The following is a 6,559-nucleotide window of genomic DNA, read 5'->3' on the forward strand; positions in this document are numbered from 1 at the left end:
CGGTCATCTTGTTGTGATCGGCCTCGATATAGTCCGGCACGTCACGCTCGGCCAAGCCTACCGATTCCAGCACGATGACTAGCTGCTTCGACTTCTCGCGCACCTCGATGACGTCGCCCGGCTTGCAGCGGTACGAACCGATATTGGTGCGCCTGCCGTTGACGTTGACGTGGCCATGGTTGACGAACTGGCGGGCCGCGAAGATGGTCGGCACGAACTTGGCGCGATAGACAATCGCGTCGAGACGCGACTCGAGCAGGCCGATCAGGTTCTCGGAGGTGTCGCCCTTGCGGCGGTTGGCCTCCTCATAGACCTTACGGAACTGCTTTTCCGAAACGTCGCCATAGTGGCCCTTGAGCTTCTGCTTGGCGCGCAACTGCAGGCCGAAGTCGGAAAGCTTGCCCTTGCGGCGCTGGCCATGCTGGCCGGGACCGTATTCGCGCTTGTTGACCGGGGACTTCGGACGGCCCCAGATATTTTCGCCGAGACGGCGGTCGATCTTGTATTTCGCGGATTCGCGCTTGCTCATCGCATTCCCTTTCAAAACGATATACCCGGAACCCCTTGGCTCCGGGTGAAGGAAACGCGCCCTCCTCTGGCCTCCGTTTTCGAGGCCTGACAGAATTTCCCACGCAACGCGACGGAAAACCCACGGGACACGTCAGTTCGAACAAGACCGCCGACAGACTGGCTTCCGGTGAGGTCTTGCCCATGCAAAAGAAACCACCGGACGTCGCCGCCCGGTGTTGGTGGCCCTGTTAAACAGAGATTTAACCGGTGTCAAGCTCGTGATCGGCGACGCACCGGCTCCACTATTCTGCCGTCAGAAAGCCGCAGCCCGGCGAAGGCACTGGCATGGCCGAAAGCAGATCCGCCACGTCATGGCATGCCGGGGTTTCCTATCCAGGCACCAACTTGAGAGCCAGGCAGGAGTTCATGACTTCTTGCTAGGCAGTCCCTTGCGTTTGGTCTCGGCGAACTCCTCGAGTTGCTTCTCGCTCATGGACTCGTACATCTCGCGCGAAGCACCCTTAAGCTCGGTTTTCTTGGTCTCGCCGCGCTTGGCCGAAAGGGCTGCGCCGGCTGCCTTCTGTTGGGCTTGCGATTTGGCTGGCATGCGATTTCTCCCTGTGCGGTAGTGGGAAGAGAAACGCTGCGGCGCTATCGCAGTTCCAGCTAGCGCGAGGTCAGCCCAAAGCCCTGGATGAGCCTGCGCGTGGCGAAATCCACCTTACCAGAGGTGAAGAGGGCGATATCGGGCTCGGTCTCGCCCGACGGTTCGCCGATAGGCTGCAGCAGCGACATGGCGCGCCGGGCAATGGCTTCCGCCGGATCGATCCAGTCGACCGGCCACGGAGCGGTCTTGCGCATGCGGTTGGCCAGGAACGGATAATGCGTGCAGGCGAGCACGACGATGTCGGTGCGCTGCCCGTCGTGCTCGATGAAGCAGGGCGCGATCTCGGCGCGCACGGCTTCCTCGTCGACAAAACCTTCGCGCATATAGATCTCGGCCAATGCGGCAAGCCTGTCGCTGCCGACGAGCCGGACATGGCATTTCTGCGCCCATTTGCTGATCAGGTCACGCGTGTACTGACGCTTAACCGTGCCCGGGGTCGCCAGCACCGAAACCAGGCCGGACCGCGTGCGCTCGGCCGCCGGCTTGATCGCGGGCACCGTTCCGACAAACAGATGACCGGGAAATTTTTCCCGCAGCGCATCGATCACCAGGGTCGAGGCGGTGTTGCAGGCGATCACTGAGATCGCCGGCTGCAGACGGTCGAGCAATTTGCCGAACAGGGCGAGTATGTGCTCCTTGAGCGCCGGCTCTTCCCATGCGCCGTAAGGAAAAGCCGCGTCGTCGGCGACATAGACGAAGCGCCGATCCGGCATCAGGACGCGCGCCTCGCGCAGCACCGTCAGTCCGCCGACACCGGAATCGAACATCAGGATCGGACGCTGGTTTGATCGATCGTTCATTGTCATCCGACTACAGGAAGAAGCTGACCCGAGATTTGGCCAACCGCGCTTCTATCCTGAACGATCATGGTCTTGAAGTGGCAGATGCCAGCAGCTTTTGCGCAACTCAGAGCCCCCGCTTGCCGAAGCCGGCGGGTCGCGCCCGGCCAAACGGCTGCGGCGCCGGCGCCGGCGCCGGACGCGCGGGTTGCGCAGCAGTCCGTGGCGCAGCTGGAGCGACGCTCGCTGTCGCCCTCGCGGGGAGCGCCTCCGCCGGCAACGAGCCTTCAAAGTCGAAAGCCTCGGTCAGCTCATCGATGTTGCTGCCGGCCACAGGCTTTGCCCACAGGATCGTGCACCAGAGGCCGAATATGGCAAGGCCGAGCAGGTTCAGGCCACCGGGCGCGCTCTCAGGATTGCCGAAATCGATGACCAGAAGCGTTCCGGCCTGCAGCAATCCATAGATGCCGGAAAAGGCGATATAGGACCAGAGAATCCAGCCTGAACCATCGGCATCGCGGCTGCGGCGCCATGCGATGTTGCAGCGCAGCGCGACGAAGACGAGCGACACAACAAGCGCGGCGCCGGCCAGGCTTTGCCGCGACGGACCCGGCATCGAATTGATCAATCCCGCGAAGCCGGTCGTTGCGGCAATGCAGAGCACGATCGTTACCGCTTCCGCTATGAACAGACCTAGCGAATAGAAGAAGAAATGCAGACGGCCAATATTGGACGTAAACATCTGCTGCCCCATCGTTTCGAGAACGATGAACCAAACCGCATAATATTCGGTTACCTTGAAGGTTCGGAGCTTACGGATTTTAACTTTCTTTGTCCGTTGTTCGCTTGCGCATAGCCGGCGCCCGCCTTGGATCATCCCCCGGTGAGCCGTCGCCGCGCGGCATTGCCGGCGAAAACCTGTGGAGCGACGAGATGATGCCGCGCAGCACCTTCAACTCGGGCTCAGCGAATCCCGCCCGCGTCAGCACGGCGCGCAGATTGTCGACCATCTTAGGCCTCTTCTCTTCCGGGCGGAAATAGCCGCGCGCCTCGAGAGCGCCTTCGAGATAGGTGAACAGGCTGTGCAGCTGTTCCTTGGTCGCCGGAACGAGCTCCGGTCCGGCGAAGTTGGTCGCGGTCTCTTCGGCAAGGCCGGATTTCATCCATTCATAGGACATCAAAAGCACGGCCTGTGCGATGTTGAGCGAGGAGAAGCCGGGATCGACGGGAAAGGTGACGATCTCGTCAGCCAGGCCAACCTCTTCATTGTAGAGGCCAAAACGTTCACGGCCGAACAGAATTCCGGTGCGCAGCCCCGCCTGCTCGCGGGCCCGGAGCGCCCTGCCCGCATCCACCGGACCGCGCACCGGTTTGAAGCCGTCACGCTCGCGGGCGGTGGTGGCGAAGACGAAGTTGAGGTCGGCCACTGCCGAGGCAAGGTCGTCGAACACCGTTGTCGCATCGATGACGTGGTCGGCGCGGCTGGCGGCGGCACGCGCCTTCTCGCTCGGCCAGCCGTCGCGCGGATTGACCAGGCGCAGCTCCGAAAGGCCGAAATTCGCCATGGCGCGCGCGACCATGCCGATATTCTCGCCGAGCTGCGGCTCGACAAGGATGATCGCCGGTCCGGCGGTCTTGGCGGTGTCGTTTGCGGCTCGCATGGCTCTCCGTACATGGGGTTTGCGGCGTTTCGGCGTCCCCTGCCACATCCGGGCCTGAAAATGAAGCATTCACAAGCGCGACACCGGTCTGCGATCGGCTGATCGCGGTTTGCGCGCTCAAAAAGGCTTTGATATACGCTGCCCAACCTCGGCCGAAGCCACGGGCAAGGCCGTTCAGATCCCCAGCAACGAGGCATTTTTCCATGGCGAAGATCAAGGTGGCGAACCCGGTCGTCGAGCTCGACGGCGACGAGATGACCCGCATCATCTGGCTGTTCATCAAGGACAAGCTGATCCACCCCTATCTCGACATCAAGCTGGACTATTTCGATCTAGGGATCGAGAACCGGGACGCCACCAATGACCAGGTGACCGTCGACTCGGCCAACGCAATCAAGAAATACGGCGTCGGCGTGAAATGCGCGACGATCACGCCCGACGAGCAGCGCGTCGAGGAATTCAAGCTGAAGAAAATGTGGAAGTCGCCCAACGGCACCATCCGCAACATCCTCGGCGGCACCATCTTTCGCGAGCCGATCATCATGAAGAACGTGCCGCGCCTGGTGCCCGGCTGGACCAAGCCGATCGTCGTCGGCCGTCACGCCTTCGGCGACCAGTATCGCGCCACCGACTTCCGCTTCCCGGGCAAGGGCAAGCTGACGATCAAGTTCGTCGGCGAGGACGGCAAGGTGATCGAGCATGACGTCTTCGACGCGCCCGGCGCCGGCGTCGCCATGGCCATGTACAATCTCGACGAGTCGATCCGCGAATTCGCTCGCGCCTCGCTGAACTATGGCCTGCTGCGCAACTTCCCGGTCTATCTCTCGACCAAGAATACGATTCTCAAAGCCTATGACGGCCGCTTCAAGGACATCTTCCAGGAGGTCTACGAGAAGGAATTCGAGGCCGAGTTCAAGGCGAGAAAACTCTGGTACGAGCACCGCCTGATCGACGACATGGTCGCTTCCAGCCTGAAATGGTCGGGCGGCTATGTCTGGGCCTGCAAGAATTATGACGGCGACGTGCAATCCGACACGGTGGCGCAGGGCTTCGGCTCGCTCGGCCTGATGACCTCGGTGCTGATGACGCCGGACGGCAAGACCGTGGAAGCGGAAGCCGCCCACGGCACCGTCACCCGCCACTACCGCCAGCATCAGAAGGGCGAGGAAACCTCGACCAACTCGATCGCCTCGATCTTCGCCTGGACGCGAGGCTTGGCCCACCGCGCCAAGCTCGACGGCAATGCCGAGCTCAAGCGCTTTGCCGAGACGCTGGAAAAGGTCTGCATCCAGACCGTCGAGGGCGGCTTCATGACCAAGGACCTGTCGCTGCTGATCGGCCCCGACCAGCCCTGGCTGTCGACCACCGGCTTTCTCGACAAGATCGACGAGAACCTGCAGAAGGCGATGGGGTAAGAAGTGCCGAGCCTTGTTGCCAGCGAAAGGGGTCGCCTTTGCGCTGGCAACAATGCCGACCTCTGCCAGGCTATTTTCAAGGTGCACGGGCTAAGCGGCCGGAGGAGCCGCTCCGTCTGGTCCAGCGATGAGCAAGCACCTCCTTACTACCCCAATGCCGCCACTTTGGATGCCGATGCCGTACCGATCCAACTTGCAGAAATAGCCAGACTGACATCTGTTCTCGCCACCAGCTTTTCGGTCAAGGATTGCTTCTGCCGTCTGGATCTCCGACCGCTCGGGTTCAGCCAACTCTTCGAAGCAAGCTGGATCTGGATGGACCTAAGGCGTCCAACGACGACCCCCTCCGGTTGGGAACGTGTTGGGGACGCAGCCAGCTTGGAGATGTGGGAACTTGCCTGGACGGATGGCGCAGGTTCCTCCAGCGGCCGTGTCTTTCCGACTGCAGTTCTGGCCGACCCCGCCATCGCCATCCTTGGCCGACGGACGGCCGACGGCTTCACCGCCGGCTGCATAGCCAATAGATCCGAGCTCGTGATCGGGTTGTCAAATGTCTTTGCCACGGATGGCAAGCCGACCTATCGAGATGCTGTGCGAGCCGCAGCCAATACGTTTGCTGAAGGTCGCGCGCTGGTCGGGTATGAACGCGGCGGCGGGCTGGATGGTGCACTGGACTGCGGCTTTCAGACCACCGGCACGCTGCGCGTCTGGATACGGGACAGCCAAGCCAAAGAGGAATGAAGTGGCAAAGCCTCTTATCTACGGCGCCCATTACAGCGTCTATGTCCGCATCGCGCGAATGGCGCTCAATCAAAAGGGCGTCGACTACGAGCTCATCCCTCTCGACATCTTCGCGGCGGAAGGGGCGTCGATTATCGGCTATTTCCTCAAAGTCGCCGAAGGGCGAAAGCTGCTTGCCCGCTTTCCAGACTTGCAGGACTGGTGGGATCGCATCGTCAGGCGGGCGAGCTTCTCCAATGCATGAGCTTTCCGGCCGCGAAGCGCTGACCACAGCCAGGATAGTCCGGGTCAACCACGCAGGCGAATTTGGAGCGATCAGGATCTATTCAGCGCAAATCTTTGTCGCCCGGCACTTTTGGCGCGATTGCGTGCCGTCTTTGTCGGAGATGCTTGGACACGAGCGCCAGCATTGCGCCGCCTTCCGTGCCGCCATGCCAATGCGAAACTCGCGTCCATGTCGCGTCATGCAGTTCTGGAGCTGGGGCGGCTGGCTGTTGGGCTTTCTCACCGCCCTGCTCGGCCCACAAGGCATCTGGGCATGCACCGCCGCTGTCGAAGCGACCGTGCACCGCCATCTTGACGACCAGCTCTACTATCTAGCCGGGCGCGATCCCGGACTGCACGCCATCATCCTGTCGATCCGCGAGGAAGAGCTGGCCCATCTGCGTCACGCCGAGGAGCATCTGCTGGCACCAGGCCCGCTGCTTCTCCTCCTGCGCGCGGCGATCGCCGTCGCCACGGATTGCCTCATCTGGCTGTCCACCTGGGGCGACTCTGTCAGAATGG

The 6,559-nt window shown here is 61.8% G+C and carries 9 protein-coding genes; 4 read left to right on the top strand and 5 right to left on the bottom strand.

All coding sequences use genetic code 11. The features are described from left to right. The 5 genes from rpsD to EOA79_RS28110 form a co-directional block, all read right to left on the bottom strand. Positions 1 to 529 (bottom strand): 30S ribosomal protein S4 (rpsD, locus tag EOA79_RS28090; protein WP_128293489.1); only part of this gene is annotated, 529 nt, incomplete at its 3' end. A 405-nt stretch (positions 530 to 934) separates the two neighbouring features. Then, the gene (locus EOA79_RS28095; protein ID WP_066995133.1) at positions 935 to 1,117 is read right to left on the bottom strand and encodes a DUF3008 family protein; all 183 of its coding nucleotides are present in this window, start codon (positions 1,115 to 1,117) and stop codon (positions 935 to 937) included. Between the two features lie 59 nt (positions 1,118 to 1,176). Next, complete coding sequence (gene murI / locus EOA79_RS28100) at positions 1,177 to 1,977, bottom strand: glutamate racemase (protein ID WP_067328310.1); 801 nt, start codon at positions 1,975 to 1,977, stop codon at positions 1,177 to 1,179. A 106-nt stretch (positions 1,978 to 2,083) separates the two neighbouring features. Continuing rightward, on the bottom strand, positions 2,084 to 2,698 hold the full coding sequence (locus tag EOA79_RS33255; RefSeq protein WP_179293651.1) for a DUF805 domain-containing protein: 615 nt from the start codon (positions 2,696 to 2,698) through the stop codon (positions 2,084 to 2,086). Between the two features lie 79 nt (positions 2,699 to 2,777). After that, entirely contained in the window at positions 2,778 to 3,617 is an 840-nt protein-coding gene (locus EOA79_RS28110; RefSeq protein ID WP_095825261.1) for an RNA methyltransferase, read from the bottom strand. 203 nt (positions 3,618 to 3,820) lie between these two features. On the opposite strand from EOA79_RS28110, the gene EOA79_RS28115 reads away from it, so the two are divergent. The 4 genes from EOA79_RS28115 to EOA79_RS28130 all read left to right on the top strand — a co-directional run. Then, entirely contained in the window at positions 3,821 to 5,032 is a 1,212-nt protein-coding gene (locus EOA79_RS28115; RefSeq protein WP_095825260.1) for an NADP-dependent isocitrate dehydrogenase, read from the top strand. A gap of 3 nt (positions 5,033 to 5,035) precedes the next feature. Further along, a complete protein-coding gene (locus tag EOA79_RS28120; protein WP_095825259.1) occupies positions 5,036 to 5,773 on the top strand; it encodes a hypothetical protein in 738 nt (245 codons plus the stop codon). A 1-nt stretch (position 5,774) separates the two neighbouring features. Then, positions 5,775 to 6,017 carry a glutathione S-transferase N-terminal domain-containing protein gene (locus EOA79_RS28125; RefSeq protein WP_095825258.1) on the top strand — a complete coding sequence of 81 codons (243 nt, stop codon included), beginning with the start codon at positions 5,775 to 5,777 and terminating at the stop codon, positions 6,015 to 6,017. After that, on the top strand, positions 6,010 to 6,559 hold a 550-nt coding region (locus tag EOA79_RS28130), incomplete at its 3' end, for a demethoxyubiquinone hydroxylase family protein (protein ID WP_164893973.1). The genes EOA79_RS28125 and EOA79_RS28130, both read left to right, overlap by 8 nt.

Source organism: Mesorhizobium sp. M1A.F.Ca.IN.020.03.2.1 (genome assembly GCF_004023205.1).
Taxonomy (GTDB): domain Bacteria; phylum Pseudomonadota; class Alphaproteobacteria; order Rhizobiales; family Rhizobiaceae; genus Mesorhizobium.

Bases quoted from the DNA above. Each gene is read 5' to 3' on its own strand.
- EOA79_RS28095 (WP_066995133.1), bottom strand. From the start codon at position 1,117: ATGCCAGCCAAATCGCAAGCCCAACAGAAGGCAGCCGGCGCAGCCCTT.
- murI (WP_067328310.1), bottom strand. From the start codon at position 1,977: ATGAACGATCGATCAAACCAGCGTCCGATCCTGATGTTCGATTCCGGT.
- EOA79_RS33255 (WP_179293651.1), bottom strand. From the start codon at position 2,698: ATGTTTACGTCCAATATTGGCCGTCTGCATTTCTTCTTCTATTCGCTA.
- EOA79_RS28110 (WP_095825261.1), bottom strand. From the start codon at position 3,617: ATGCGAGCCGCAAACGACACCGCCAAGACCGCCGGACCGGCGATCATC.
- EOA79_RS28115 (WP_095825260.1), top strand. From the start codon at position 3,821: ATGGCGAAGATCAAGGTGGCGAACCCGGTCGTCGAGCTCGACGGCGAC.